This window comes from Pseudomonas sp. Irchel 3A7, from assembly GCF_900187565.1.
Lineage (GTDB): Bacteria > Pseudomonadota > Gammaproteobacteria > Pseudomonadales > Pseudomonadaceae > Aquipseudomonas.
In genome coordinates, this window is record NZ_FYED01000009.1 from 154,532 (window position 1) to 179,849 (window position 25,318).

Genomic DNA, 25,318 nt, shown 5'->3' on the forward strand with positions numbered 1-25,318 from the left:
GGCTAGCGCCCCAGTGTCGCGGGCATGACCTGCAACGGCGCAAGACGCGGCGCGTGAAGCCGGTCGACGCCGATCAGGGTCAAAATCAGCAGAAACGGCAGGAGCAGCGCCTTGACGATACGCATGGTCAATCCCCTCCAGAGCAGTGGCCGTTGTCGACCATGCTAAAACCGCGCCGTCCGGGGTGGTCTACTACCTTGGTACTGGCCGGTTGGTACTTTCTGCATATTTGCACCACTGAATGGGCTTCCTATGCTGGCGCTACCTGTAATGGAGTGCCCTATGCGCCAGCTTGCCCCTTACGCCCTGTTCTACCTGCTGGCGATTGCCTGCGCCGCCGGGCTGGCCACCCAGAGCCAGGCCGCGGACGCACCGTTGCAGGTGCGGATCGGCTATCTGGGCTATCGCCCCGATCCCGGCCCGCTGCTGTCCAACGTCATTCCCGAACCCACGGACGCCGGGCAGCGCGGCGCTGAACTGGCGATCACCGACAGCAACAGCACCGGGCGCTTTCTCAATCACAGCTACAGCCTGGCCGGTGCCAATGTCGACAGCCCCGAAGCCTTGCTCATCGCTGCGAAAACCCAACATGAACAAGGGTTGCGCCTGTTTGTGGTGAACGCACCGGCCAGCAGCCTGCGCCAGCTCAGTGCGGCGCTGCCCGACAGCCTGTTGTTCAACGCCGGCAGCCCTGACGACAGCCTGCGCACCACCGATTGCCTGCCGAATGTGCTGCACAGTCTGCCGAGCCGGGCGATGCTCGCCGATGCGCTGGCGCAATTTCTGGTGCTGCGCAAATGGCAGCGGGCGTTACTGATCGTCGGCCCGACCGTGGACGATCAAGCCTACGCCACGGCTCTGCGCCGCGCCGCCAAGCGCTTCGGCCTGCAACTGGTGGCGGAAAAACCCTGGCGTTTCGATAACGATCAACGGCGCAGCGCCCAGGCCGATATGCCACTGTTTACCCAGACCGCCGAATACGACGTGGTACTGGTGGCCGATGAGCGCGGCGACTTCGGCGAATACGTGCCGTACCAGACCTGGTACCCGCGCCCGGTCGCCGGCACCCAGGGCCTGACCCCGGTGGGCTGGCACAAGACCGTGGAAACCTACGGCGCCGCGCAGTTGCAAAAACGCTTCGAAGCGCTGGCCGGGCGCTGGATGAACGACCGCGATTTCGCCGCATGGATCGCCGTGCGCAGCATCGCCAGCGCCGTGAGCAAACTGCGCCAGAGCGACCCGATGGCCATCCGTGACCTGGAAATCAGCGATCAATTGCCGCTGGACGGTTTCAAGGGCCGCAAGCTCAGTTACCGGCCGTGGAACGGCCAACTGCGCCAACCGATTCCGATCGTGCAACCCCGGGCGCTGGTCAGCACCTCGCCCCAGGACGGCTTTCTGCACCCCTTCAACGAGATGGACAGCCTGGGTTACGACAAGCCCGAGGTGAGCTGCCGCTTTCCCTGAACACAACAACTACAACAAGGAAACTGCCATGCGCCGCACTCTGCTTTGCCGCTCCCTGCTTTCCTGGGCCGTGCTGCTCGCCGCCGGCCATGCCGCCGCCAGCACCGCCTGGGTCTCCAATGAAAAGGACAACAACCTGAGCCTGATCGACATGCAGACCCTGCAAGTCACCGAGACCCTGCCCGTCGGCCAGCGCCCCCGTGGTCTGCTGCTGTCCCATGACAACAAGTTGCTGTACATCTGCGCCAGCGACTCGGACCGGGTCCAGGTGATGGACGTGGCCACCCGCAAGATCATCAAGGAACTGCCCTCGGGCAAGGACCCCGAGCAATTCGCCCTGCACCCCAACAACCGCTGGCTGTACGTCTCCAACGAAGACGATGCGCTGGTCACGGTAATCGACACCGAGACCTCCAAGGTGCTCGGCCAGATCAGCGTCGGCGTCGAGCCCGAAGGCATGGCGGTCAGCCCCGACGGCAAGTGGGCGGTGAACACCAGCGAAACCACCAACATGCTGCACTGGATCGACACCAGCACCCAGACCCTGGCCGACAGCACGCTGGTGGATCAACGGCCACGCTTCGTCGAGTTCAGCAATGACGGTGTGCAACTCTGGGCTTCGGCGGAAATCGGTGGCACGGTGACCATTCTCGACGTCGCCAGCCGTAATGTGCTCAAGACCCTGAACTTCCAGATCAAGGGCGTTCACCCGGACAAGGTGCAGCCGGTGGGCATCAAGCTCAGCGCCGACGGCAAGTACGCGTTCGTGGCCCTGGGCCCGGCCAATCACGTGGCGGTCGTCGACGCCAAGACCTTCGAGATCCTCGACTACCTGTTGGTGGGCCGACGCGTCTGGCAGTTGGCGTTCACCCCGGATCAAAAACAATTGCTCGCCACCAACGGCGTCAGCGGCGATGTGTCGGTGATCGATGTCGACAGCCTCAAGGTCAGCAAGTCGGTGAAGGTCGGGCGTTACCCGTGGGGCGTGGTGGTGACGCCATGAACGCCTTGGAGGTCAGCGACCTGAGCTTCGCCTACGGTCCTCGGGAGGCATTGCGCCAGGTGAACTTCAGCCTGGCGCCCGGGCGTTTCGCCGCGCTGTTGGGACCCAACGGCGCCGGCAAATCCACCCTGATCGCCCTGCTGACCCGACTCTATGAACTGCAGCAGGGTGATATCCGCGTCGGCGGCTGTTCATTGCGCAACGCGCCTCGTCCGGCGCTCAAGCAATTGGGCGTGGTGTTCCAGCAAAGCACGCTGGATCTGGACCTCAGCGTCGAGCAAAACCTGCATTACCACGCGGCGCTGCATGGCTTGTCTCGCCGCCAGACCGAGTGGCGGGTCGAGGCGGAACTGGCCCGCCAGGCCCTGGGTGAGCGCCGTGGCGAGCGGGTGCGCGAACTCAATGGCGGCCATCGCCGGCGGGTGGAAATCGCCCGCGCCCTGTTGCACGAACCGCGCCTGTTGCTGCTCGACGAAGCCAGCGCCGGCCTCGACCCGGCCAGTCGCCTGGCGCTCAACCGGCACATTCGCAACCTGTGTCACGAGCAACGGATCAGCGTGCTCTGGACCACCCATCTGCTCGATGAAGTACAGCCCAGCGACGACTTGTTGATTCTCCATCAGGGCCGCCTGGTGGCCAGTGGGCAGGCCGATGCACTGAGCCTGGAACACGGTGGCGACCTGGGTTCGGCCTTCACTCGCCTGACCACCACAGGAGTGGCCCGATGAACGCTTACTGGCAATGTTTCAGCGGTATCGTCCTGCGCGAATGGCTGCGCTTCGTGCTGCAACGCACACGTTTTCTCAGCGCCCTGGTGCGCCCGCTGCTGTGGCTGCTGGTGTTCGCCGCCGGATTTCGCGCGGCACTGGGCATCGCCATCATCGAGCCCTACGACACCTATATTCCGTACGAGGTCTACATCATTCCGGGCCTGGCCTGCATGATCCTGCTGTTCAACGGCATGCAGGGTTCGCTGGCGATGGTCTACGACCGTGAGATGGGCAGCATGCGCGTGCTGCTGACCAGCCCCCTGCCCCGGACCTTTCTGCTGTGCAGCAAGCTGCTGGCCACGTCGCTGATTTCACTGTTGCAGGTGTATGCCTTCCTGGCGATTGCCTGGCTTTACGGCGTGCAGCCGCCGGCCATGGGCCTGTTGATCGCCCTGCCCGCGCTGTTGCTGGTGGCGTTGATGCTCAGCGCTCTGGGGTTATTACTGTCGAACGCGATCCGCCAGCTGGAGAACTTCGCCGGGGTGATGAACTTCGTGATCTTCCCACTGTTTTTCCTGTCTTCGGCGCTGTATCCGCTTTGGAAAATGCGCGAGGCCAGCGAGTGGCTGTACTGGCTGTGCGCGGTGAACCCGTTCAGCCACGCGGTGGAACTGGTGCGCTTTGCGCTGTATGAGCGTTTCAATCCGCTGGCGTTGGCGGTGTGTGCTGCGCTGACTCTGACGTTCACGCTCCTTGCCGTACTGACCTTCAACCCGCAGCATGCCGCCCTGCGTAAATCCACCTGAAGGATGTCCCAAATCCCTGTGGGAGCTGGCTTGCCAGCGATGGGGATCGCACATTCAAAATCAATGTCAACCGATGGACCGCTATCGCGGGCAAGCCCGCTCCCACAGGGATCTTCATGGTGCGTGGGATTGGCACAAAAAATTACTACTTTAGTACTGGTTTTACCTGTCTATCGTCGCATTCCCAACCCACCACGACTGGCATGTAATGGGCGCATAACGATAAGGATCAATCCCCATGCCGCGTGCCCGACGTCGTCTGTTGCGTCCCACTCTCGCTGCGTTGTCGCTCAGCCTGTGGCTGGGTGGCGCACACGCAGAACCCCCGCTGTTTTCCCCCGACGGCTATCGTATCGACCTGTACCGCAGCCCGACACCGAACCAGCTGCAAGGCGCGACCCTCATCGACACCCCGGCCCTGCAAATCCTGCTGGGGCAACACCCACGCCCGTTGTTGATCGACGTCTATCGCCGCCAATGGTTGCAAGGCCGTTTCATCGACGACCAGCCCCATGACAACCTGCCCGGCAGTCACTGGCTGGCCAACACCGGCGACGGCGAGCTGACGCCGCAATGGCAGGGCTATTTCGCGGGCAACCTGCAAAAACTGACCAACGGCGACCCGACACAACCGCTGGTCTTCTATTGCCGCGCCGATTGCTGGTTGAGCTGGAACGCGGTCAAACGCGCAGCCAGCCTGGGCTATAAGACGCTGTATTGGTATCGCGACGGCCTGGACGCCTGGCAAGCCGCCAATCTGCCACTGGCCCCAGCCCGGCCGGAACCCTTCCCCTGAGCTTTACGCGTGCGTGTTGTTGCCACACCATAATCAAAATAATGAGGTGAAAGGCTATGTACAAAATTCTGATTGCCGACGATCACCCGCTGTTTCGCGAAGCCATACACAACGTCATCAGCGATGGTTTTTCCGGCAGCGAGGTGATGGAAACCGCCGACCTCGACAGCGCCCTGGCACTGACCCAGGAACACGATGACCTGGACCTGATCCTGCTCGACCTGAACATGCCCGGCATGCATGGGCTCAACGGCCTGATCAACCTGCGCAACGAAGCGCCGACCATTCCGGTGGTGATTGTTTCCGCCGAACAGGACAAACAGATTGTCCTGCAAGCCATCACCTACGGTGCCGTGGGTTTCATCACCAAATCTTCGCCCCGCGCGCAAATGACCGACGCTATCCAGCAGATTCTCAATGGCAACGTCTACCTGCCCCCGGACATCATCCGCACGGCCAAAAGCAGCACCCACCGGCGAATGAACGACGCCCCGAGCTTCCCGCCGGAGCTGCTCCAGGCCCTGACCCGCAAGCAGCTGCAGGTCCTGGAGCGCATGACCAAGGGCGAATCGAACAAACAGATCGCCTACGCCCTGGAAATTGCCGAAACCACGGTCAAGGCCCACGTCTCGGCGATCCTGCGCAAACTCAACGTACACAACCGCGTGCAGGCGATCCTGAGTGCCGGTGATATTGATTTCGGGTCGTATTTGCGGCGTTGAAACAGGTAGACGACGGCGCTCCCATCGCTGGCAAGCCAGCTCCCACAGGGATTTGTGGGCGGCACACATCCATTGTGGGAGCTGGCTTGCCAGCGATGAGGCCAGCACCGACAACCGAGAAATCAGGGCCTGGCGAGCAAATGACTCATCGCCGTCTTCAACTTCATCGGCCGCACCGGTTTGTGCATCAGGGTATGCCCCAGCTCGCGGATCTGCTGTTTGAGTTCGTTGCTGTAATTGGCCGTGATCATCATCGCCGGGATCGCTGAGGCGCGACGGGCGTTGATCCGGGCCACGGCGTCGATGCCGTTGCGGTCGTTGTCCAGGTGGTAGTCGGCAATCAGCAGGTCAGCCTCGGCATGGTAGTTGTCCACCTGCCGCGCCAGATCTTCTTCCGACAGCGCCGTCACCACGCGACATCCCCAACCCTCGAGCAATGTGCGCATGCCGGCGCAAATGGTGGCGTCATTGTCCAACACCCAGATCCGCGCGCCGCGCAGCCGTTCGAGCATCGGTTCGCTCATCAGCAGGCTCGGCACCGGCTTGGGCGCGGTGGCGCTCATCGGCACCTCCACCGAGAACATCGAGCCCTTGCCCGGCCACGAGCGCACCTGAATGCGGTGTCCGAGAATCCCGGCGATTTTCTCGACAATGGCCAGGCCCAGGCCCAGGCCGCGATCCTGGTCCGGGCGCTGCACATCCCCGCGCTTGAATTCCTGGAAAATTTCTTCCAGGCGATTTTCGGCAATGCCCATGCCGCTGTCCCACACCTGAATCGACAGGCGCTGGTGCTGACGTCGGCAGCCCAGTACTACACGACCGCTGTAGGTGTAGCGAATGGCATTGCTCAACAGGTTGCGCAGGATCCGCGCCAGTAACTGGATGTCACTGCGCACCAGAGCCGAACAGGGGATGAAATACAGTTGCAGTCCTTCGCTGCGGGCCACCTGGGTGTATTCGGCGGCGAGGTTTTCCAGCAGCTCGCTCAAGGCGAACGGTGCAATGTCGGCCTTGATCACGCCGGCATCGAGCTTGGAAATATCCACCAGGGTGCCCAACAGGTTCTCCACGTCTTCGAGGGAATTGCTGACATTGCGCACCAGAACCTCATTGCAGATCGGCTCGCGACGCTCCAGCAAGGCACTGGTGAACAGCCGTGCGGCGTTCAGCGGTTGCAGCAGGTCGTGGCTGACCGCGGCGAGAAACTTGGTCTTCGACAGATTGGCCTGCTCCGCTTCCAGCTTGGCCTCGCGCAAGCGTGATTCGACCCGGCGGCGTTCCTCGATTTCCCGCAGCAACTGGTCGTTGAGGGTGGTCAATTCGGCGGTGCGTTCGCGCACCCGCAGCTCGAGGTTCTGATAGGCCTGGTGCAGTGCTTCGGCGGTGCGGCGGCGTTCGGTGATATCGCGGATCAACACGAAAATCCCCACCACCTCGCCGCTGGCCAGGCGATTGGGCACGTAGGAGCGCAACATATAGCGTTCCTGATTGTTGACGTTGGTCTCGGCGAATTCAAAGGTCACGCTTTCCCCGGCCAGCGCCCTGGCCACATAGGATTCCAGCCGCTGGTAATGCTGCTCGCTGTGCACTTCGCGCAGGCTCTGGCCAAGCATCACGCCGCGCGGCCAGCAGTACCATTCCTCGTAGACCTTGTTGGTGAACTCATAGACCAGATCGGCATTGAGGTAGGCAATCAATGCCGGCACATGGTCGGTGATCAGGCGAATCCAGCGCTCGCTTTCACTCAGGGCTTCGGCGTGCTGGTAGCGTTCAGTGATGTCGGTGAAGGTGTTGACGAACCCGCCGGTGGGCAACGGATGGGTGCGGATTTCCAGGACCCGGCCGTCATACAGGCGCTGTTCGCACTCCTGCACCGGCCGCCCGTTAACACCACGGCTGGCCGGGGTCAGCAGGGTCAGTTCGCTGTCGGCGATCACTTCGGCAAACGGACGATGGGCCGCCACCGGGGCCAGGCCACTGAGTTCGAGGAACCGGCGGTTCCACAACTCCAGGATGCCCTCGGCGTTGACCATGGCCACCCCTTGGGACAGGTTGTCGACCGCCCGTTGCAACAGATGCGACTTCTGCGCCACCGCCTGCTCGCGGCGCACGGTTTCGCTGAGTTTGACGTCGGTGATATCGGTAAACAGGATCACCCGCCCGCCTTCCTGGGTAGGCCGTTCGCTGACTTGCAGCCAGCGGCCGTCCTGCAGGCGATACAGCAGGTTTTCGTCGGCATGCCCGCGGGGTTCTTCGGTAAACAGGCCGTTGCTCTGCATCAGGCGCTTGACCTCGGTCAGGCGCATGCCGGCGTTGATCCGCACCCGGCTGTTGCTCCAGAACGCCTTGAACCGACTGTTGAACAATACGATGCGCTGCTCGGCGTCGAACAATACGAAGGCATCGGAAATGCTCTCGATGGCATCGATCAGGTGCTGATGGGCGGTTTCGGCACGCAGGCGGGCTTCGCTGAGCAAGTGGTTGCCGGCCTTGAGCTCGGCCATGGCCTGGTTCAAGGCATCCGTGCGTTCGCGCACCTGCTCGGCCAATACCACCGAATGCTGGAACGCCGCGTACGGATCGTTGCCCCGGGTGATGCCGGACTCGATGCGCTCGATCAGTGCCGCGTTGATCCGCTGCAGCTTTTGATTGTCGTGCTGCAACCCGGCGATCCGGGCCTGGAGTTCAGCGCTGTCCGAGGGACCGGCCCCGGGCAATGGCGACGCCGGTGAAGGTCTGGTTGATGTGCATGCCATTGAACTGTTCTCCGTAGGTGTTGAACCCCATCACCCGCTGTTCGCGCAAAAACCGGCCGATCGGCTCCAGGTTGCCGTCGCCTTCGAGCTCCAGGCGCCTGAGGAAACAGTCACAGCCGATGGTCAGCAACAGGTCGCCAAGCCGTTCCTGCAAGCCGGCGAACAGGTTTTGCAGATTCGGCAGCATCGGGCCAGGCGTCATGGCGGTGAGGACGATGCCGTTCTCCACCGCGCAGTAGAAGCTCAGGCTCAGGTCCGGGTGAACCTGCTGGATGGCGCGCACGTAATAGTGCTCGTTGATCCGCACCGCCAACGGGTGCGCGGCGAAGACCCGGTGGTCGAGTTCAGCCACCGGCACGCCAATGTGCCGGGCGTACTCGGCGGCGGCCGGCTCGGCATTGAGTTCGAAGACCCGTCGCGAGGCGCTGTCGGCCCCGGTAACCACCAGCTTCTCCGTCCGAGGCAGGATGTGGTGGGTGGTGAACACTTCGAAATCCAGCCAGGTGTTGACCAGCACCACCACCGCCGCACCGCTATGGAAGCCGCCGTCGAAGTAAACATGGGTGTGGGTCAGGTAGTTGTCGTCGCCAGCCGAGCCACCGAAATGCGGGATGTCGCCCAACGCGGCACTCAAGGCCGCCAGAACCATTTCTTCCCGACTGGACAAGCCGTCGAGTAGCGTCAAGGCGAAACTGTTGCCCTTGATCGGTGCCAGCGTATTGCTGCGACAACCGCTGACCAGGCGCTCGACCATCTGTTGCGCGTCGATCAGGCTGAAGTGTTCCATTTCGTCGATCAGTTCGAGGGCAATGGAAAAGTGCCGATGATCGAAGCCCACCGCCGTCACGCAATTACGCCCGTAACCCAGCGGGGTGATCTCCCCGGCGCTGGTGCAACCGGCCAGGCGTATACCGCCGAATCCTTGCTGCAAGGCCTGGCCCAGCGCCTGCAAATCGTATTCGGCCGAACAGAAGAACAACACGAAGCCCAGGTTCGGATGCAGCAACTGCCGCGCCAGCTCCTGCGTCACCTGCCGGGGATCGGTGGCCAGGGACATTGCACTGACGACCCCTTCGCTCTGGAACTGCTGCATCATCGCCCCCCGCAGGTGCGTGTGTAGGAGGCACGAGTGTACGAAGGCTATGGGCGTGGACGTATGCTACTTGGGTAGCGGTCAGGGGCTTCGATGGGATGAGAGTCGGGTCGCAAACCCACCTGTCACCCTAAATCCCCTGTGGGAGCGAGCCTGCTCGCTCCCACAAAGGGATTTACGGCGCCGCTTACCAGGTCAACACCGCCCCCACCGCAAAGGTATCGGTGTCTTCGTTCTGGTCGCTGGTGTCGTGACCGTTGATTTCGAACTGGTTGTACTCGGCCACCAGTTTCAGGTTGTCATTGACGTCATGGAACAGCGCGATGCCACGGGTTTCATAGTCCGCGCCGCTGCCGACCGCGCCGTTGCCATCGTCCTTGGTCTTGCCGTAAGACAGTGCCAGGCGGTTCTTGCCCAGCTTGTAGGAGCCCTGCAACAGGTAGCCATCGCTGTCGACGTTACGCAGGGTCGGCTCGCCCGCATTGTTGGTGAAAAAAGGGTTGATGCCCTTGGCCTGGAAACCTGAGCCGGTCAGCGACAAGCCCCCCATTTTCGCCTGCACGCCATAGCCGACGCCTTTGGACGTGACGGTGTCGACGGTGGAATCGGTATTGTCCGAGGTCTGGTAGCTGCCGTTGACCCAGCTGTAGATTTTCGCGCCGGCGAGGTCGAACTGGTAAGTGATCTCGCTCTCGGTGCGCGGGTTTTCCTGGTAGGCCTTGCCCGTCGGGCTGCTGTCGTTGGTGTCCACCGGGTCCATGATGCCCACGGCCACCCGCAAGCCGTCCATCACCGGGGTGCGGTAGGTGATCTGCGAGGTCGGGAACGGGTACGGATAACCGGTGCCGATGTTGCCGAACGACACCCCGCCGCCATCCACCAGCCCCAAGGTATCGCTGACCTGGCCGTACCCGGCGAGCAGTTCGTCGAGCAGGATGTTGGAGCGGGCAAACAGGCCGAAATCCTTGCCGATCAATACTTCGCCCCACTGCGGATTGGCCACGGTGCCGTAGAACTGCCGCACATCGATGGCGGTGTCGGTGCCGTTGGTTTCGCTGTCGTTGATGGTCACCCAGAACGAGGCGCGTGCGCCGAGCTTGAGATCATCGACCTGCTTGCCCATGTTAAAGCCCAGGTAGTTGGGCAGAAAACCCATTTTCACCCGCGACTGGCGACGGTCGTACTGCTCGCCGTCACGGTCGACATCACTGTTCACATAGAAGGCATTGATGTAGCCGTCGGTGGAGAACGTGGTCTGGTCCTTGTCATACAGCATGATCTCGGCTTCAGCCATGGAACTCAGGCCAAGGGAGGACAGGCTGGCGATCAAGGCAGGCAAAAAACGATGCGTGAAGTTCTTATTGTTGTGCATGGCGCGCTCCGCGACGGGGGACGAGATGTCGGAGGCGATTATCGAAAGCTGACAGGCGGCGCCATACGCTGCCTTGGGGGCGGTATTCAGGTGCTTTGGAATGGCCGGTGGCGAGCGATAGTTAGGGCGTACGACCGCCTGTCGGCGAGGCGCGGCACCAAGGATGTAAGCCCGTCGGCGGATGTACCTGTAGGAGCGAGCTTGCTCGCGATGCACTCGAGAACACTGCGGGGCATCAGGTACCCAGCGTTATCGTTGTCGCCCATCGCGAGCATGCTCGCTCCTACAGGAGGGCAAATATCCGGTTTAGTGCGCTGCGTTCATCAGCATATAGGCAGCGACGATCAGGCAAACACTGGCAAACCCCACCTGCAACCCCCGCGCCGGCACCCGGGCGCAGAGTTTTCGACCGATGAGCATGCCGATGATGCTGGCGACGATGAACGCCACGCCCAGACCGTCGATGCGCACCCCGGCATGCAACGCGCCAATCACGCCGATGGCCGAAATCAGACTGATCACCATCAGCGAGGTGGCGATGATTCCGCGCATCTGCACATCGGTCAGCTGCTTGAAGGCCGGCACAATCAGAAAGCCGCCACCCACGCCCAGCAGCCCCGAGACCACGCCGGTCACCGCGCCGAGAGCCGCGAGGGTCGTGGTGCATTTGGCGGTCCAGGAAAAGCGTCCGGTGTGCTGGTCGAGCATGCAGTTCTTCTGGCCCCAGTTGGCATGGCCATGATCGCTCGGCCCCTCGTCCTTGCGCTCACGGCGCAACATCCGCGCGGCCACCATGATCATCAGCAGGCTGAACAGGGTCATCAGGATTTTTTCCGGCAACTGATGGGCGAAGTAGATGCCCACTGGCGAAAACACCGCGCCGAGCGCCGCGATCAGCAACGCCGCGCGATATCGCACCAGCCCGTGCCGCAGACCATCGATGGCACCGACCGCCGCCGCGCTGCCTACGGCAAACAGCGCGACGGGCGCCGCCGTGGTCATGCTCCAACCCAGGCCAAGCACCAGCGCCGGTACGGCAAGAATGCCGCCACCCGCCCCGGTCAAACCCAGCACCAACCCCATGACCACACCAAAAAAACTCGCCAGCAACATAGAACGCTCGTAATCCATGACAAAGGCCGGGAACGCCCGGTATCGATTGAGTGACAGGATAGAGCCCGCACAACTTTTTTCATCAATTGAATTGAAGCGGGGCTGGTCAACGCGGGGAAAATGAAACTAACCTCATGGCGACTCCACTAAGAAATCACCCCCATGTCCGCCCTGATTGAAGCTTTTTTTGACCCCGCCTCCTCCACCTACAGTTACGTAATCTACGAAGCCGACGGCGGGCAATGCGCAATCGTCGATCCTGTGCTCGATTACGACGGCGCTGCCGGGCGTACCGCCACCGTGCAGGCCGACCGGATCATCGCGTTCGTGCGCGAGCACCACTTGCAGGTGCAATGGCTGCTGGAAACCCACGCCCACGCCGACCACCTCTCCGCCGCGCCGTACCTGCGCCGGGAACTGGGCGGCAAGATCGCCATCGGCCAGTCGATCTGCAAGGTGCAGAACGTGTTCAAGAGCCTGTTCAATCTCGAGCCGCAATTCTGCATCGATGGTTCGCAATTCGATCACCTGTTCGCCCCCGACGAGTCATTCCGTATCGGCAACCTCAAGGCCACGGCCCTGCATGTCCCCGGCCATACTCCGGCGGACATGGCCTACTTGATCGACGGCGATGTGATCCTGGTCGGCGACACACTGTTCATGCCGGACGTGGGCACCGCGCGCTGCGACTTTCCCGGTGGCGATGCCCACCAGATGTTCACCTCGATCCACAAGTTGCTGGCCTTCCCTGCCGGCGTGCGCCTCTACGTCTGCCACGACTATCCGCCTGAAGGCCGCGAACCACGCTGCATGACCACGGTGGGTGAACAACGCAAAGGCAACATCCATGTGCGCGACGGTATCGACCAGGCCGCCTTTGTCGCCATGCGTACCCGGCGCGATGCAGGATTGGGCATGCCGACGCTGCTGCTGCCGGCGATCCAGGTCAATGTGCGGGCGGGGAATCTGCCGCCAGCCGAAGACAACGGCGTGACCTACCTCAAGATCCCGCTGAATAAATTCTGACCTGTGGGAGCGAGCCTGCTCGCGAAAGCGGACTGTCAGTCAACATTGATGTTGAATCTGATGACCCAATCGCGAGCAGGCTCGCTCCCACAGGGTTTGGGGGGATTTCAGGTGCCCAGCGTCAATCCATTCGCCGGCAACGGCAGCGCCGTCTTGTAGCGCACCTGCTTGAGCGCAAAGCTCGAACGGATATTGGCGACGCCGGGGACTTTGGTGAGGAAGTCCATCATGAAGCGCTCCAGCGACTGGATCGTCGGCACCAGCACCCGGATCAGGTAGTCCGGGTCGCCGGCCATCAGGTAGCACTCCATCACTTCCGGACGATCGGAAATCGCCTCCTCGAAATGCTGCAACGCCTCCTCCACCTGTTTTTCCAGGCTGACGTGAATGAACACATTGACGTGAAGCCCCAGCAGGTCGGCATCGAGCAGGGTTACTTGCTCGCGAATCAGGCCCAATTCTTCCATCGCCTTGACCCGGTTGAAACACGGCGTCGGCGACAGGTTGACCGAGCGCGCCAGGTCAGCGTTGGTGATGCGTGCGTTCTCCTGAAGGCTGTTGAGAATGCCGATATCGGTACGGTCCAGTTTGCGCATGAGACAAAACCACCTGTTTTTTATGTTTATGCAGATTTTTTATCTGCAAATGATCTTTAGCGCAACGAAACAGAGAGAAATATTCTTCTTGGCCGGGCCTATGATTGTTGTAGGACAAGATTTCTTTTACCGAACGAAATCTGTCAGCTCACTACAAGAAATTCACAAGATCGAGCGTAGAAGCCATGAACCAAGCGTACGAACCGCTGCGCCTGCACGTCCCGGAACCCTCGGGCCGCCCCGGCTGTAAAACCGACTTCTCCTACCTGCATCTGACCGATGCCGGTACGGTGCGCAAACCCCCAATCGACGTTGAACCCTCCGACACGGCCGATCTGGCCCGCGGCCTGATTCGCGTGCTCGACGATCAGGGCAATGCCCTGGGTCCGTGGGCCGAAGGCGTACCGGTGGAGATCCTGCGCAAGGGCATGCGCGCCATGCTCAAGACGCGGATCTACGACAACCGCATGGTCGTCGCCCAGCGTCAGAAGAAAATGTCGTTCTACATGCAAAGCCTCGGCGAAGAAGCCATCGGCAGCGCTCAGGCCCTGGCGTTGAACATCGACGACATGTGCTTCCCGACCTACCGTCAGCAAAGCATCCTGATGGCCCGCGACGTACCGCTGGTCGACCTGATCTGCCAACTGCTGTCCAACGAGCGCGATCCGCTCAAGGGACGCCAGTTGCCGATCATGTACTCGGTGAAAGAGGCCGGTTTCTTCACCATTTCCGGCAACCTCGCCACCCAATTCGTCCAGGCCGTCGGCTGGGGCATGGCTTCGGCGATCAAGGGCGACACCAAAATCGCTTCGGCATGGATCGGCGACGGCGCCACCGCCGAGTCGGATTTCCACACCGCCCTGACCTTCGCCCACGTGTACCGCGCGCCGGTGATCCTCAATGTGGTCAACAACCAGTGGGCCATCTCGACTTTCCAGGCCATTGCCGGCGGTGAAGCCACCACCTTCGCCGGTCGCGGCGTCGGTTGCGGCATTGCCTCCCTGCGGGTCGACGGCAACGATTTCTACGCGGTCTACGCCGCTTCCGCCTGGGCCGCCGAACGCGCCCGCCGCAACCTCGGCCCGACCATGATCGAATGGGTCACCTACCGCGCCGGCCCGCACTCGACGTCCGATGATCCATCCAAATACCGTCCGGCCGACGACTGGAGCCACTTCCCGTTGGGCGATCCGATTGCGCGCCTCAAGCAGCACCTGATCAAGGTCGGCCACTGGTCCGAAGAGGAACACACCGCTGTCAGCGCCGAGCTGGAAGCTGAAGTGATCGCCGCGCAGAAACAGGCCGAACAGTACGGCACCCTCGCCGGCGGCCAGATTCCAAGCGCCGCGACCATGTTCGAAGACGTCTACAAAGAGATGCCGGAGCACTTGAAGCGCCAGCGTCAAGAGCTGGGGATCTGACATGAACGATCACAACAACAATATCCAGCTGGAAACCGCCATGACCACGACCACCATGACCATGATCCAGGCCCTGCGCTCGGCCATGGATGTGATGCTTGAGCGCGACGAAGACGTCGTGGTGTTTGGCCAGGACGTCGGTTACTTCGGCGGCGTCTTCCGTTGCACCGAAGGCCTGCAGACCAAGTACGGCACCTCGCGGGTGTTCGACGCGCCGATTTCTGAAAGCGGGATCGTTGGCACCGCCGTGGGCATGGGCGCCTACGGTCTGCGCCCGGTGGTGGAAATCCAGTTCGCTGACTATGTGTACCCGGCCTACGACCAGATCATTTCCGAAGCCGCGCGCCTGCGTTATCGCTCGGCCGGCGAATTCACCGCACCGTTGACCTTGCGCATGCCATGCGGCGGCGGCATCTACGGCGGCCAGACTCACAGCCAGAGCATCGAGGCGCTGTTCACCCAAGTGTGTGGCCTGCGTACCGTCATGCCGTCCAACCCTTACGATGCCAAGGGCCTGTTGATCGCCTCCATCGAAAACGATGACCCGGTGATCTTCCTGGAGCCCAAACGCCTGTACAACGGCCCGTTCGACGGCCACCACGAACGCCCGGTGACCCCTTGGTCGAAACACGCCGCCGCACAGGTTCCGGACGGTTACTACACCGTGCCGCTGGACGTCGCCGCCATCGCCCGCCCGGGCAAGGACGTCACCGTGCTGACCTACGGCACCACCGTCTACGTGTCGCAAGTCGCCGCTGAAGAAAGCGGCGTGGATGCCGAAGTCATCGACCTGCGCAGCCTGTGGCCCCTGGACCTGGAAACCATCACCAAGTCGGTGAAGAAAACCGGGCGCTGCGTGATCGTTCACGAAGCGACTCGCACCTGCGGTTTCGGCGCCGAACTGGCGGCGTTGGTACAAGAGCACTGCTTCCACCACCTGGAAGCGCCGATCGAACGCGTCACCGGTTGGGACACCCCCTACCCGCACGCGCAAGAGTGGGCGTATTTCCCAGGGCCGTCCCGTGTGGGCGCGGCGTTGAAACGGGTCATGGAGGTCTGAATGGGCACGCACGTTATCAAGATGCCGGACATCGGCGAAGGCATCGCAGAAGTTGAATTGTCTCAGTGGCACGTGAAAGTCGGCGACATGGTCGTCGAAGATCAGGTGCTGGCCGATGTCATGACCGACAAGGCGATGGTGGATATTCCGTCGCCGGTGCATGGCAAAGTCATCGCCCTCGGCGGGCAGCCGGGCGAAGTCATGGCGGTCGGCAGCGTGCTGATCAGCATTGAAGTCGAAGGCGCGGGCAACGTTAAGGAATCGGCTGCGCCAGCGGCTGCCGTTAAAGAAGCACCTGCGGCGGCGCCGAAAGCCGAACCCGTCGTGGAAAGCAAACCGGCTCCCGTCGCACCTCGTCCGGCAGCCGTTTGCCAGGGCCCCATGGTCGCTCGCGAAGCCGATGAGCGTCCGCTGGCCTCCCCGGCGGTACGCAAGCATGCACTCGACCTCGGCATTCAACTGCGCCTGGTCCGTGGTAGCGGCCCGGCGGGTCGCGTGTTGCACGAAGACCTGGATGCCTATCTGGCTCAGGGTCAGTCGAATGCATCGTCCGTCAGCAGCGCTTACGCCCAGCGTAACGACGAAGAGCAGATCCCGGTGATCGGCATGCGCCGCAAGATTGCCCAGCGCATGCAGGACGCCACGCAACGCGCCGCCCACTTCAGTTATGTCGAGGAAATCGACGTGACGGCCGTGGAAGAGCTGCGCGCGCACCTCAACGAAAAACACGGCGCGACCCGCGGCAAGCTGACCTTGCTGCCGTTCCTGGTCCGCGCCATGGTCGTCGCCCTGCGCGATTTCCCGCAGATCAATGCCCGCTACGACGACGAAGCCCAGGTCATCACCCGCCTCGGCGCGGTGCATGTGGGCATCGCCACCCAGGCCGACATCGGCCTGATGGTGCCGGTGGTGCGTCACGCCGAAGCCCGCAGCCTGTGGGACAGCGCAGCGGAAATCGCCCGTTTGGCCACCGCCGCGCGCAATGGCAAGGCCAGCCGCGATGAACTGTCCGGCTCGAGCATTACCCTGACCAGCCTCGGCGCGTTGGGCGGCATCGTCAGCACTCCGGTACTGAACCTGCCGGAAGTGGCGATTGTCGGCGTGAACAAGATCGTCGAACGGCCGATGGTGATCAAAGGCCAGATCGTGGTCCGCAAGATGATGAACCTCTCCAGCTCCTTCGATCACCGCGTGGTCGACGGCATGGACGCGGCGCTCTTCATCCAGGCCATCCGCGGCCTGCTCGAACAACCCGCCACGCTGTTTATGGAGTAAGACATGCAAACTCTGCACACCACACTGCTGATCATCGGCGGCGGCCCTGGCGGTTATGTGACGGCAATCCGTGCCGGTCAGTTGGGTATTGCGACCATTCTGGTAGAAGGCGAATCGTTGGGCGGCACCTGCCTGAACATTGGCTGCATTCCATCCAAGGCACTGATTCACGTCGCCGAGCAGTTCCATCAGACGCAACATCACAGCCAGTATTCGGCGCTGGGCATCAACGTGTCCGCGCCGACGCTGGATATCGGTAAAAGCGTCGAGTGGAAGGACGGCATCGTCGATCGCCTGACCACCGGCGTCGCGGCGCTGCTGAAAAAGAACAAGGTCCAGGTCGTGCAAGGCTGGGCCAAAGTGGTCGACGGTAAAACCGTCGACGTCGGCGACACCCGCATTCAGTGCGAACACCTGGTGCTGGCCACCGGCTCCAAAAGCGTGAACCTGCCGATGCTGCCGATTGGCGGGCCGATCATCTCCTCCACCGAAGCCCTGGCGCCGACGGCCGTGCCGAAGCGGCTGGTCGTGGTCGGTGGCGGCTACATCGGTCTGGAATTGGGCATTGCCTACCGCAAACTCGGGGCCGAGGTCAGCGTGGTCGAGGCTCAGGAGCGCATCCTGCCGGCCTACGACGCCGAACTGACCCAGCCGGTACACGATGAGCTGAAGAAACTCGGCGTGAAGCTTTACTTGAAGCACAGCGTGCAAGGCTTTGATTCAACGGCGAATACCTTGCAGGTACTGGATCCGAACGGTGACACCCTGAACCTGGAAACCGATCAGGTGCTGGTGGCCGTGGGCCGCAAGCCGAACACCCAGGGTTGGAACCTCGAAGCACTGAACCTGGACATGAACGGCTCGTCGATCAAGATCGACAACCGCTGCCAGACCAGCATGCGCAACGTGTATGCCATCGGTGACCTGAGCGGTGAACCGATGCTCGCTCACCGGGCCATGGCCCAGGGCGAGATGGTGGCCGAACTGATCAGCGGCAAAACCCGCGAGTTCAACCCCACCGCCATCGCCGCCGTGTGCTTCACCGACCCGGAACTGGTGGTGGTCGGCAAGACCCCGGACGAGGCCAAGGCGGCCGGCTGGGACTGCATCGTTTCCAGCTTCCCGTTCGCCGCCAATGGCCGGGCGATGACCCTGGAATCGAAAAGCGGCTTCGTGCGCGTAGTCGCCCGTCGCGACAATCACGTGATTGTCGGCTGGCAGGCGGTGGGCGTCGGGGTGTCCGAACTGTCGACGGCGTTTGCGCAAAGCCTGGAAATGGGCGCACGGCTGGAAGACATCGGCGGCACCATCCATGCGCATCCGACGCTCGGCGAGGCGGTGCAGGAAGCGGCGTTGCGAGCACTTGGCCACGCACTGCACCTGTGATTCAGAACAATTGACGGCGGCAGTGCTGGCCTCTTCGCGAGCAGGCTCGCTCCCACATTGGATTTATGGCGTTCACATAACCCTGTGGGAGCGAGCCTGCTCGCGAATTCTCAAGGACAACACCATTTATCTGCCTGTCATCCGATAGTCCGGGCTGCGAAATGGGCCCGGAATGAAGTATTGTTGTGCCCATCCGGAAAAACGTCAGAAGCCTTGAACCGTTTCGGCGGTTGTTAAGTGATAGAGGGTGTCATGGGTAACGAAAGCATCAACTGGGACAAGCTGGGTTTTGACTACATCAAGACCGACAAACGCTATCTGTCGTACTGGCGTAATGGCGAGTGGGACAAAGGCACCCTGACCGAAGACAACGTGCTGCACATCAGCGAAGGCTCCACTGCCCTTCACTATGGCCAGCAATGCTTCGAAGGCCTGAAGGCCTATCGTTGCAAGGACGGCTCGATCAACCTGTTCCGCCCGGACCAGAACGCCGCGCGCATGCAACGCAGCTGCGCCCGCCTGCTGATGCCGCACGTGTCCACCGAACAGTTCATCGAAGCGTGCAAGGACGTGGTCCGCGCCAACGAGCGCTTCATCCCGCCTTACGGCACCGGCGGCGCGCTGTACCTGCGTCCGTTCGTGATCGGCGTGGGTGACAACATCGGCGTGCGTACCGCCCCCGAGTTCATCTTCTCGGTGTTTGCGATCCCGGTCGGCGCCTACTTCAAGGGCGGCCTGACCCCGCATAACTTCCTGATTTCCTCCTACGACCGTGCTGCACCACAGGGCACCGGCGCGGCCAAGGTCGGTGGCAACTACGCTGCCAGCCTGATGCCGGGCTCCCAGGCCAAGAAGGCACACTTCGCCGACTGCATCTACCTGGACCCGCTGACCCACACCAAGATCGAAGAAGTCGGCTCGGCCAACTTCTTCGGGATCACCCACGACAACAAGTTCGTGACCCCGAACTCGCCGTCGGTGCTGCCGGGCATCACCCGCCTGTCGCTGATCGAGCTGGCCAAATCCCGTCTGGGCCTGGAAGTGATCGAAGGCGACGTGTTCATCGACAAGCTTTCGGACTTCAAGGAAGCCGGCGCCTGCGGTACCGCTGCCGTGATCACGCCGATCGGCGGCATCAACTACAACGACCACCTGCACGTGTTCCACAGCGAAACCGAAGTCGGTCCGATCACCCAGAAGCTCTACAAAGAGCTGACCGGCGTGCAAACCGGCGACATCGAAGCGCCAGCAGGCTGGATCGTCAAGGTTTGATCTGACGTCACCCGCAATAAAAATCGCCGCCCTCGGCTTTCGAGGGCGGCGATTTTTTTTGCCTGGCTAAAGGTGGAGCTAAGCGAGAAGCCCCACACGCTCCGGATCCGGCCAGAACAAGGCCGCCTGTCCGCAGGGAGCGCCCTGCTCATCGATCAGCGTCCACACGCTGCCTTCGTGAATCATGAAGGCTTGCCCCAGGCGATCCACCCGATAGCCGCTGTAGCCATGGGCGATGCCGTTGGCGGTGACCTGTTCCAGCAAGGTCTGACGCATTTCCCTGTCCAGCGGCGAGGCACTGAAACGCGAAGGCATGCCGATGAACTGTTCGCGCGGGTACTTGAAACAGGCCAGCGCCTGCTCATTGACATAGTAAAAAAGCGGATCGGCTTGCGTGCCGTGGGCCAGCAAGGCGTACGGTGCATGGGCATGCAGCCAGGCCAGCCGCTCGTCTGCGCTCAGGGAATCGGGGGTGGGCAAGCCAGCGCCTGTCCAGTGTCGATAAGCAGTGTCCAGTTGTTGGACCGTCTCCATGAATTCGTTGATTGGCGACATGGGTTTCCTTCCAGAGCAACGTAATGGGTCGTGAAGCGCACCGACGCTACTAAAAAGCCGTCCTGAAAAACAGCCTCAGATACGTGATTGCTCCTTGTAGGAGCGAACTCGTTCGCGATCGTCGTTAACGATTCCGCGTTAAACCAGATGCCCAACGGCGTTTTTGGGCTTCTCGCGAGCAGAGCTCGCGCCTGCAGAATCAGAGCAGTCATTAAGACTATATGAAGTCCTAATGACTGCATGCGTAACGAGTCATAAAAACCACCATCACGCATAGACACCAATGTTTTCAGGCCCTTCCAGTTGGCCTGCTTTTTGGTAGGTGTATTGCGAAAGCTCATTTACCCAAAAAGGAACCCAGTGTATGAACAATGCTTTTCAGGATCGTCTGGCCGTCGTCACCGGCGCCAGTTCCGGAATCGGCCTGGCCGTTACGGAACGGCTGCTGGCCCAGGGTGCCCGCGTGTTGGCAATGTCGCGTCAGATCGGCGGTCTCGGTGAATTGGCCGAACGCTTCAAGACGCAGCTGTCGTGGGTAGCCGGTGATGTCACCCGGCAGGCCGACCTGGAGCGGCTGGCAAACCAGGCTTCGACCCTGGGGCCCGTGAGTTTCCTGGTGCCGAACGCCGGCATTGCGGAACTGGCCGACGGACTCGATTTGACTGCTTTCGACCGGCAATGGGCGGTCAACGGCGCCGGGGCGCTGAACACCCTGGCCTGCCTGCGCGGGCAACTGGCGGCATCCGCCTCGGTGGTGTTCATTGGCACCTTCCTCGCGCAAGTGACCTTTCCAGGCCTGGCTGCCTACATCGCCTCCAAAGCCGCATTGATCCACCATGCCCGTACCCTGGCGGTGGAACTGGCGCCCCACGGCATTCGTATCAACACCGTGTCTCCCGGCCCTACCGCGACCCCCATCTGGTCAACGCTCGGACTGAAGAACGAAGAGTTGAACGCTGTCGCCAACACGGTCAATGAGCGCTTGCTCGGCGGTCAGTTCCTGGAACCAGGCGCGGTCGCCGATGTGATTGTGTTCCAGCTTGGCAACGGTGCGCGCAACGTGATCGGCCAGGACTGGGTGGTTGATAGCGGGTACACGATTCGCTAGTTCCAGCATTTAGATCAGTAGATAGCAGCCTGCGGCAAGCTACCTCCACAGGTACTGCCGCAGGCTGCGATCGTCCCGACTTCAATCATCCCGCGTCAGCACTTCCAGCAATTCAATCTCGAAGCTCAGGTTCGAGTTCGGCGGGATCTTGCCCATCGTGCGTTCGCCATAGGCCAGGTGCGCCGGCACCAGCAACTTGCGCTTGCCGCCGACTTGCATGCCCATGATGCCCTGGTCCCAGCCCTTGATCACACGCCCGGTGCCGATCACGCACTGGAATGGTTTGCCCCGGCTCCAGGAGGAGTCGAATTCAGTACCGTCTTCCAGCCAGCCGCGGTATTGGGTGGTGATCAGTGCGCCTTTGACGGCGGCTTTTCCGTCACCCACCTGAAGATCGATTACCTGAAGGTCGTCATTCATTGTTTTCACTCGTATCCTTGTTGCCCGAAAGGCTTGATGGGCGCCGTTTTCCCAGATTTTCAGGCAATTGGCAACCATCGTACCCACTTGACGAGGGTTTGCCGCTGTTTGCCGAAGTTTGGCTGAACTAAGCTATCCCCCACTTCTCCATACGGTTCACAACGCCATGATGGCAACCTGCGAATGATGTTGCTCTGGACCTGCGCTGCCCTGGGCTCGGTGATGCTCGTTTTGATCGCCGTGCTGATCGGTCGCGAGCGCGGGTTACGTAAACAGCTGGCCGAATATCGCTCGATCATCAACAGCCTGGCCGAGGGCCAGAACATCCGCCAGGACGGCGATGCCGAGCGTTTCAAGCGCAGCCAGTACTTCGCCCGAATCGGCACCTGGGACTGGGATGTCGACACCGACAAGCTCTACTGGTCGGACGCGATCTACGGCATGTTCGGCTTCAAGACCGGCGAAGTAACGCCCTCCTACAGTCTGTTTTGCGCCTGCGTGCACCCCGACGATCGGGCCAGGGTCCGGGCCGGCGAATTGCGATGCCTGGCAACCGGCGAAAACCACGACGAGGAGTACCGGGTGATCTGGCCCGACGGCACCATCCGCTGGCTGCGGGAAACCGGCAACGTGGTCAAGAACGACCGCGATGAAACGATCAAGATGATGGGCGTGGTGCGTGATATCACCGAGGAAAAGGCCTCTGCCAGTTACCTGCAACACCTGGCTCATTTCGATCCGCTGACCGGATTGCCCAATCGACTGGTGCTGGAAGAGCGCCTGTCCGAGGCGCTGGAACAGGCACGCGTCAGCGCCACGAGGGTGGCGCTGGTGTTTGTCGATCTCAACGGATTCAAGGCCATCAACGACCGCTACGGCCATGCAGCCGGCGACCGCGTGCTGATCACCACCGCCACCCGTTTGAAGAAGATTCTGCGTTCAACCGACACGGTCGCCCGAATCGGCGGCGATGAATTCGTGGTCATTCTTCAGGGCCTGCCACAAGGCATCAGCCTGCAGGACGAAGCCCGCAGCATCTGCCAGAAAATCTTCATCGAACTCTCCCCGCCCATGACCATCGGCAACGACCAGCGCCACATCGGCACCAGCCTGGGTGTTGCCGTGTTTCCCGACCATGCGCCGAGCATGGACCGGCTCATCCACATTGCCGACCTGGCGATGTATGCGGCCAAGCGCAGCGGGAATAATCAATATCGGTTGGGTGAGCAGGTGGTGAGCCCTAGTCGGGTGGAATGAGCCGGCATCAGCGCTGGCTGCCAGGACCTTTTCGCGAGCAGGCTCGCTCCCACAGGGGGCTTGTGAAAAACACACCATCCCTGTGGGAGCGAGCCTGCTCGCGAAGGCGTCGGCACATCCGCCATCAAGCTGACAGACAATCCACGGTAGATCTGCGGCAACCCCAGCCTTTATCCTTGTCGCCCCCGCCGTACCGAGTTGATGGAGTTTTCTCATGCCCCATGAAGGCAATCTGTTGCAAGCCGCTGTTGTGTTTCTGCTCGCGGCAGTTCTCACCGTGCCCCTGGCCAAACGCCTGCAATTGGGGGCGGTGCTGGGTTATCTGTTTGCCGGGGTGATTATCGGCCCCTCGGGGCTGGGCCTGATTGGCAATACGGAAAGCGTCGCGCACATTTCCGAACTGGGTGTGGTGTTGCTGCTGTTCATCATCGGCCTGGAACTGTCACCGAGACGTTTGTGGGTGATGCGCAAATCGGTGTTCGGCGTCGGCCTGGCGCAAGTGCTGTTGACCGGCTCGGTGATTGGCGTGACCGCGCTGTTTATATTCGGCCAACCCTTGAACAGCGCGATCGTGCTAGGCCTGGGGCTGGCCCTGTCGTCCACCGCGTTCGGCCTGCAAAGCCTGGCCGAACGCAAGGAACTGACCAGTCCCCACGGGCGCCTGGCCTTTGCAATTCTGCTGTTCCAGGACATCGCCGCGATTCCGCTGATCGCCATGGTGCCGCTGCTGGCAGGCAGCAGTCAAAACCTCAGCGCGGTCGACGATGTGAACCAGGGCCTGCGCGTGCTGATCAGCATCGCCATTGTGGTGGTCGGTGGACGCTACCTGCTGCGGCCGGTGTTCCGCGTGGTCGCCAAGACCGGCTTGCCGGAAGTGTCCACCGCGACCGCATTGCTGGTGGTGATGGGCACCGCCTGGCTGATGGATCTGGCTGGTATTTCGATGGCCCTCGGAGCATTCCTTGCCGGCCTGCTGCTGGCGGACTCCGAATATCGGCACGAACTCGAAGCACAGATCGAACCCTTCAAGGGCCTGCTGCTCGGGTTGTTTTTCATGAGTGTCGGCATGGGGGCCAACCTGGGTCTGCTGCTGCGCGAGCCGATCGTGGTGCTGGGGCTGACCGTACTGCTGATCGCCGTCAAGTTGCCGTTGCTGTTTATCGTTGGCCGACTCGGCGGTGGCTTGAACAAGATCAGCGCCATTCGCCTCGGGATCGTGCTGGCCGCCGGTGGTGAGTTTGCCTTTGTCGTATTCAAGATCGGCCGTGATCATGGTTTGTTCGATCCGCGCCTGTACGACTTGCTGGTGCTTGCGATCACCCTGTCGATGGCGTTGACCCCCCTATTGATGTTGTTGTGCGCCCGACTGGTCAGCCCAAAGGTGCAACCGGTGGTGGTGCCAGAGCAATTTCGCGAAATCGACGCCGATGAACCCCGCGTGGTGATCGCAGGCATGGGCCGCATGGGACAGATCGTCGCGCGTATCCTGCGGGCACAGAACATCAAGTTCGTGGCCCTCGACACGTCGGTGGAAACCATCGAACTGTCACGCAGCTTCGGCGGTGTGCCGGTGTTCTACGGCGATCCGATGCGCCCGGAAATCCTCAGTGCGGCCAAGGTCGGGCAAGCCGAATTCTTCGTGATCGCCACCGACGACCCGGACACCAACATCAAGACCGCCGAACTGGTGCACAAGCTTTATCCGCATATAAAGATCATTGCCCGCGCACGTAACCGCCAGCATGTGCATCGATTGGTGGACCTGGGTGCCCACGCGGTGCGCGAAACCTTTTACTCCAGCCTGGAAATGAGCCGGCAGACGTTGATCGGCCTGGGACTGACACACGAGCAGGCCGACGCACGGATCAAGCGTTTCAAGCACCATGACGAACAGGTACTCGAAGCCCAGCATGCGATCTACGACGATGCGGTAAAGGTCAAGCAAACAGCACAGGAAGCCCGGGCGGAACTGGCGCGGTTGTTTGAGTCGGACCAGCTGGAAGAGCAAGCCGCCAGGAAATGAGGTGATTGTGCAGGCCTCTTCGCGAGCAGGCTCGCTCCCACAGAAGACGTGCATTCAAATGTGGGAGCGAGCCTGCTCGCG

General features: G+C 61.6%; 23 protein-coding genes. 15 read left to right on the forward strand and 8 right to left on the reverse strand.

The window, feature by feature from the left end:
* Positions 1-2: 2 nt before the first annotated feature.
* Positions 3-125 carry a hypothetical protein gene (locus tag CKW21_RS31830; RefSeq protein WP_256590250.1) on the reverse strand — a complete coding sequence of 41 codons (123 nt, stop codon included), beginning with the start codon at positions 123-125 and terminating at the stop codon, positions 3-5.
* A gap of 157 nt (positions 126-282) precedes the next feature.
* Here CKW21_RS31830 and CKW21_RS16585 point away from each other — a divergent pair, with 157 nt between their 5' ends.
* The 6 genes from CKW21_RS16585 to CKW21_RS16610 all read left to right on the forward strand — a co-directional run bounded on the left by CKW21_RS16585 (position 283) and on the right by CKW21_RS16610 (position 5,504).
* Complete coding sequence (locus CKW21_RS16585) at positions 283-1,467, forward strand: ABC transporter substrate-binding protein (protein WP_095195033.1); 1,185 nt, start codon at positions 283-285, stop codon at positions 1,465-1,467.
* Positions 1,468-1,495: 28 nt separating this feature from the next.
* Positions 1,496-2,470, forward strand: a complete 975-nt coding sequence (locus CKW21_RS16590; RefSeq protein ID WP_095195034.1) for a YVTN family beta-propeller repeat protein — start codon at positions 1,496-1,498, stop codon at positions 2,468-2,470.
* On the forward strand, positions 2,467-3,198 hold the full coding sequence (locus CKW21_RS16595) for an ABC transporter ATP-binding protein (protein WP_095195035.1): 732 nt from the start codon (positions 2,467-2,469) through the stop codon (positions 3,196-3,198). Before CKW21_RS16590 ends, CKW21_RS16595 begins: the two co-directional genes overlap by 4 nt.
* The gene (locus CKW21_RS16600; protein WP_095195036.1) at positions 3,195-3,986 is read left to right on the forward strand and encodes an ABC transporter permease; all 792 of its coding nucleotides are present in this window, start codon (positions 3,195-3,197) and stop codon (positions 3,984-3,986) included. The genes CKW21_RS16595 and CKW21_RS16600 overlap by 4 nt, the downstream gene beginning before the upstream one ends.
* A gap of 238 nt (positions 3,987-4,224) precedes the next feature.
* On the forward strand, positions 4,225-4,782 hold the full coding sequence (locus CKW21_RS16605; RefSeq protein WP_095195037.1) for a PQQ-dependent catabolism-associated CXXCW motif protein: 558 nt from the start codon (positions 4,225-4,227) through the stop codon (positions 4,780-4,782).
* A gap of 56 nt (positions 4,783-4,838) precedes the next feature.
* Complete coding sequence (locus CKW21_RS16610) at positions 4,839-5,504, forward strand: response regulator transcription factor (RefSeq protein WP_095195038.1); 666 nt, start codon at positions 4,839-4,841, stop codon at positions 5,502-5,504.
* Between the two features lie 122 nt (positions 5,505-5,626).
* On the opposite strand, the gene nahK is transcribed toward CKW21_RS16610, so the two are convergent.
* The 4 genes from nahK to CKW21_RS16635 all read right to left on the reverse strand — a co-directional run bounded on the left by nahK (position 5,627) and on the right by CKW21_RS16635 (position 11,838).
* Positions 5,627-8,260: a hybrid sensor histidine kinase/response regulator NahK/ErcS' gene (gene nahK, locus CKW21_RS16615; RefSeq protein ID WP_095195039.1), complete on the reverse strand. Its 2,634-nt coding sequence runs from the start codon at positions 8,258-8,260 to the stop codon at positions 5,627-5,629.
* Positions 8,190-9,353 (reverse strand): nitric oxide-sensing protein NosP, encoded by a 1,164-nt coding sequence (gene nosP, locus CKW21_RS16620; RefSeq protein ID WP_095195124.1) that lies wholly within the window; start codon positions 9,351-9,353, stop codon positions 8,190-8,192. Before nosP ends, nahK begins: the two co-directional genes overlap by 71 nt.
* A gap of 187 nt (positions 9,354-9,540) precedes the next feature.
* Positions 9,541-10,725 (reverse strand): porin, encoded by a 1,185-nt coding sequence (locus tag CKW21_RS16625; RefSeq protein WP_095195040.1) that lies wholly within the window; start codon positions 10,723-10,725, stop codon positions 9,541-9,543.
* Between the two features lie 306 nt (positions 10,726-11,031).
* Positions 11,032-11,838: a sulfite exporter TauE/SafE family protein gene (locus CKW21_RS16635; RefSeq protein WP_095195042.1), complete on the reverse strand. Its 807-nt coding sequence runs from the start codon at positions 11,836-11,838 to the stop codon at positions 11,032-11,034.
* A gap of 162 nt (positions 11,839-12,000) precedes the next feature.
* Here CKW21_RS16635 and CKW21_RS16640 point away from each other — a divergent pair, with 162 nt between their 5' ends.
* A complete protein-coding gene (locus tag CKW21_RS16640) occupies positions 12,001-12,864 on the forward strand; it encodes an MBL fold metallo-hydrolase (RefSeq protein WP_095195043.1) in 864 nt (287 codons plus the stop codon).
* Between the two features lie 107 nt (positions 12,865-12,971).
* On the opposite strand, the gene bkdR is transcribed toward CKW21_RS16640, so the two are convergent.
* Positions 12,972-13,460 carry a Bkd operon transcriptional regulator BkdR gene (gene bkdR / locus CKW21_RS16645; RefSeq protein WP_008059350.1) on the reverse strand — a complete coding sequence of 163 codons (489 nt, stop codon included), beginning with the start codon at positions 13,458-13,460 and terminating at the stop codon, positions 12,972-12,974.
* A 185-nt stretch (positions 13,461-13,645) separates the two neighbouring features.
* Here bkdR and CKW21_RS16650 point away from each other — a divergent pair, with 185 nt between their 5' ends.
* The 5 genes from CKW21_RS16650 to CKW21_RS16670 all read left to right on the forward strand — a co-directional run bounded on the left by CKW21_RS16650 (position 13,646) and on the right by CKW21_RS16670 (position 19,874).
* The gene (locus CKW21_RS16650) at positions 13,646-14,881 is read left to right on the forward strand and encodes a 3-methyl-2-oxobutanoate dehydrogenase (2-methylpropanoyl-transferring) subunit alpha (protein WP_095195044.1); all 1,236 of its coding nucleotides are present in this window, start codon (positions 13,646-13,648) and stop codon (positions 14,879-14,881) included.
* Position 14,882: 1 nt separating this feature from the next.
* Complete coding sequence (locus CKW21_RS16655) at positions 14,883-15,941, forward strand: alpha-ketoacid dehydrogenase subunit beta (RefSeq protein WP_095195045.1); 1,059 nt, start codon at positions 14,883-14,885, stop codon at positions 15,939-15,941.
* The gene (locus CKW21_RS16660; RefSeq protein ID WP_095195046.1) at positions 15,942-17,216 is read left to right on the forward strand and encodes a dihydrolipoamide acetyltransferase family protein; all 1,275 of its coding nucleotides are present in this window, start codon (positions 15,942-15,944) and stop codon (positions 17,214-17,216) included.
* A 3-nt stretch (positions 17,217-17,219) separates the two neighbouring features.
* Positions 17,220-18,602, forward strand: a complete 1,383-nt coding sequence (gene lpdA / locus CKW21_RS16665) for a dihydrolipoyl dehydrogenase (protein ID WP_095195047.1) — start codon at positions 17,220-17,222, stop codon at positions 18,600-18,602.
* A gap of 252 nt (positions 18,603-18,854) precedes the next feature.
* Positions 18,855-19,874: a branched-chain amino acid aminotransferase gene (locus CKW21_RS16670; RefSeq protein ID WP_095195048.1), complete on the forward strand. Its 1,020-nt coding sequence runs from the start codon at positions 18,855-18,857 to the stop codon at positions 19,872-19,874.
* Between the two features lie 78 nt (positions 19,875-19,952).
* On the opposite strand, the gene CKW21_RS16675 is transcribed toward CKW21_RS16670, so the two are convergent.
* Positions 19,953-20,429, reverse strand: a complete 477-nt coding sequence (locus CKW21_RS16675) for an MEKHLA domain-containing protein (RefSeq protein WP_095195049.1) — start codon at positions 20,427-20,429, stop codon at positions 19,953-19,955.
* Positions 20,430-20,793: 364 nt separating this feature from the next.
* Here CKW21_RS16675 and CKW21_RS16680 point away from each other — a divergent pair, with 364 nt between their 5' ends.
* Positions 20,794-21,537: an SDR family NAD(P)-dependent oxidoreductase gene (locus CKW21_RS16680; RefSeq protein ID WP_095195050.1), complete on the forward strand. Its 744-nt coding sequence runs from the start codon at positions 20,794-20,796 to the stop codon at positions 21,535-21,537.
* Positions 21,538-21,618: 81 nt separating this feature from the next.
* On the opposite strand, the gene CKW21_RS16685 is transcribed toward CKW21_RS16680, so the two are convergent.
* Positions 21,619-21,957, reverse strand: coding sequence for an FKBP-type peptidyl-prolyl cis-trans isomerase (locus CKW21_RS16685; RefSeq protein ID WP_095195051.1), 339 nt, complete (start codon positions 21,955-21,957; stop codon positions 21,619-21,621).
* 183 nt (positions 21,958-22,140) lie between these two features.
* Between CKW21_RS16685 and CKW21_RS16690 the strand changes: the two genes are divergently transcribed.
* Together CKW21_RS16690 and CKW21_RS16695 are read left to right on the forward strand one after the other, a co-directional pair.
* Entirely contained in the window at positions 22,141-23,214 is a 1,074-nt protein-coding gene (locus CKW21_RS16690) for a sensor domain-containing diguanylate cyclase (protein ID WP_095195052.1), read from the forward strand.
* Positions 23,215-23,428: 214 nt separating this feature from the next.
* Positions 23,429-25,237 carry a monovalent cation:proton antiporter-2 (CPA2) family protein gene (locus CKW21_RS16695; protein ID WP_095195053.1) on the forward strand — a complete coding sequence of 603 codons (1,809 nt, stop codon included), beginning with the start codon at positions 23,429-23,431 and terminating at the stop codon, positions 25,235-25,237.
* Positions 25,238-25,318 lie beyond the last annotated feature (81 nt).